The sequence below is a fragment of the Vibrio fujianensis genome, assembly GCF_002749895.1.
In the GTDB taxonomy this organism is placed as follows: Bacteria; Pseudomonadota; Gammaproteobacteria; order Enterobacterales; family Vibrionaceae; genus Vibrio; species Vibrio fujianensis.
In genome coordinates, this window is the sequence record NZ_NBUS01000054.1 from 429,935 (window position 1) to 432,293 (window position 2,359).

Here is a 2,359-nt window from a genome sequence, read left to right on the forward strand (position 1 = left end):
AATACCACTATCTACCAATTGTGGATTAAAGGTAGTCGGGGTACTTTGACCGCAATACACAAAGCCAGACTGGCGAATATTGTTATGATCAATACTTTCGCCGCAGCCTGTAAGTACGGTGAGAGCGCATAATCCGAGAGTCAGTCTTAATAAAGAGTTCATAGTGAAGTATTTCTGTGAGCAACAAGGCTAAGCGAGATAGCTTGTGCCTCAAAATCCAGTTAATTTACCATTCTTTACTGAACAAGGCCAAATGAAAAGGTCAGCTTATCGATCATTTGTCGGTTCTCCAAAGGTTAATGATGATTTTCTGATGAAAGTAACTGAAACTATCGCACCATGCCACGAAATGAAGCATAGCTCAATCTTAATCTCCATCATAATGCGGCGTGATGCTGGATAAATGGAGCACGGTTAACAACCAGCTTCAGCAATGATTTACTGTGTTCGGTTTGTCATTATTTATGGTTAAGGGGTAGTCTGTCATTGGTGTTAACTATCCGTGGTCTTGCTTGTTAAATGAATCGAATTTAATCGATAAAAATAGAGTATTTATTATGAATGAACCGATAGTCTGTGCGTGGGAAATGACACACCCTCTCGAGCGACATTATCACGCCACCGAGTGGGGGAAACCGGTTTATGATGATCAGGTTTTATTTGAATTTTTAACGCTGGAAGGCGCACAAGCCGGACTCAGTTGGCTGACTATCCTTAAGAAACGAGAAGGATATCGGCAAGCATTTTCGAATTATGATCTTACGGTTTTGGCCAGTCATGATGACTCTAAGATTGATGCTATTATTGCTCAGTTTGATGTGGTCAAGCACCGAGGGAAAATTGGCTCGGTTTTTTCTAATGCGAGAGCTGCGTTGGTATTACAAGCAGAATATGGCTCTTTAAGTCAGCTGCTTTGGTCGTTTGTGGGGGGAATACCCATCCTCAATCAGTGGCAGGATAGGAAACAAATTCCGAGTACTAGCCGCGAGTCTCATGCGATGAGCCAATGCTTAAAACAACATGGGTTTAAGTTCGTCGGCCCAACGATTTGCTATGCGTTTATGCAGGCGGTGGGGATGGTCAATGATCACTTGCTGCATTGCCCACACCGCTAGATAAATTAGAGCGCCATGACGCTCTAATCGAGTAAAAACCGCTTGTGATTTTCGATAGCATTCAAAACGCATTATCAACCGATTGATTTGCTGCCTGATTGAACAACGCTCAGTGATCCATTTTTTCGGCTAACATTGTTTGATAACGAACGAACCCTTGTGCCAGATCCGCGATCAAGTCATCGACGTCTTCTAACCCAATATGCAAACGAATCAGTGTGCCAGTAAAATGGGGGTTAGCCACGGTACGTAAACTGTCAAAGCTGTTTGGTTCATTCGCTAAAATCAGGCTTTCAAAGCCACCCCATGAATAACCCATACTAAAGTGCTGCATGCCATCGAGCAAAGCGGTGGTTGCTTGTGGATAGCTAGTTTTTAACACCACAGAAAATAAACCATTACCTCCGGTAAAATCTCGCTGAAAAACCGGATGGCCAGGACAACTCTCTAGTGCAGGGTGACGAACATGATCAACCAACGGATGCTGCGCTAACCACTGTGCCACTTTTAGACTACTTTGGGCATGTTGGCGTAATCGGACATCTAACGTTCTTAATCCGCGTAGGCCAAGATAGGCATCATCAGGCGAAATGCATTGACCCATTAAATAACTCTGTTCGCGCAGTTGATCCCAAAATGGTGCTTTAGCCACTGCGGTACCCAACATCACATCGGAGTGTCCGACGATGTATTTTGTCGCAGCTTGAATAGAAATATCCACCCCATAGTCTAACGCTGAAAAGTTGACTCCAGCAGACCAAGTGTTGTCCATCATAACAATAATGCCATGGTCATGAGCGATTCGTGCTAGGGTTGGAATGTCTTGCACTTCCATTGTGATTGAACCGGGAGATTCGGTAAATAACACCTTAGTGTTGGGCTGGATTAGGGTATGAATCTCTTCGCCAATCATTGGGTCATAATAGGTGGTTTCTACCCCAAATCTCTTCAAGACGGTATTGCAGAAATCTCGAGTTGGTTCATAACAGGTGTCGACCATTAATAGGTGATCGCCAGACTGAACAAACGCAAGAATGGTATTACTGATGGCGGCGGCCCCACAAGGATAAAGTGCACAACCAGCACCGCCCTCAATATTGCTCATCGCTTCTTGAAACGCGAAGTGGGTCGTGGTTCCACGACGACCGTAAAATAACGTTTTATTGGCTCGGTTAATGGTCGCGTGACGCTTTTCGGTTACACTATCAAATATAATGGTTGAAGCGCGTTGTACGGGCGGGGTA

2 protein-coding genes and 1 pseudogene are annotated in these 2,359 nt (G+C 44.4%); 1 reads left to right on the forward strand and 2 read right to left on the reverse strand.

Translation table 11 applies throughout. The features are described from left to right. Positions 1-162: pseudogene (locus tag B7C60_RS19645) on the reverse strand (ABC transporter substrate-binding protein); the annotation flags it as partial. Between the two features lie 392 nt (positions 163-554). Between B7C60_RS19645 and B7C60_RS15030 the strand changes: the two are divergent. Then, complete coding sequence (locus B7C60_RS15030) at positions 555-1,115, forward strand: DNA-3-methyladenine glycosylase I (RefSeq protein ID WP_425445523.1); 561 nt, start codon at positions 555-557, stop codon at positions 1,113-1,115. Positions 1,116-1,224: 109 nt separating this feature from the next. On the opposite strand, the gene B7C60_RS15035 is transcribed toward B7C60_RS15030, so the two are convergent. Beyond that, the coding region (locus B7C60_RS15035; RefSeq protein ID WP_245869544.1) for a cystathionine beta-lyase at positions 1,225-2,359 on the reverse strand (1,135 nt) is incomplete at its 5' end.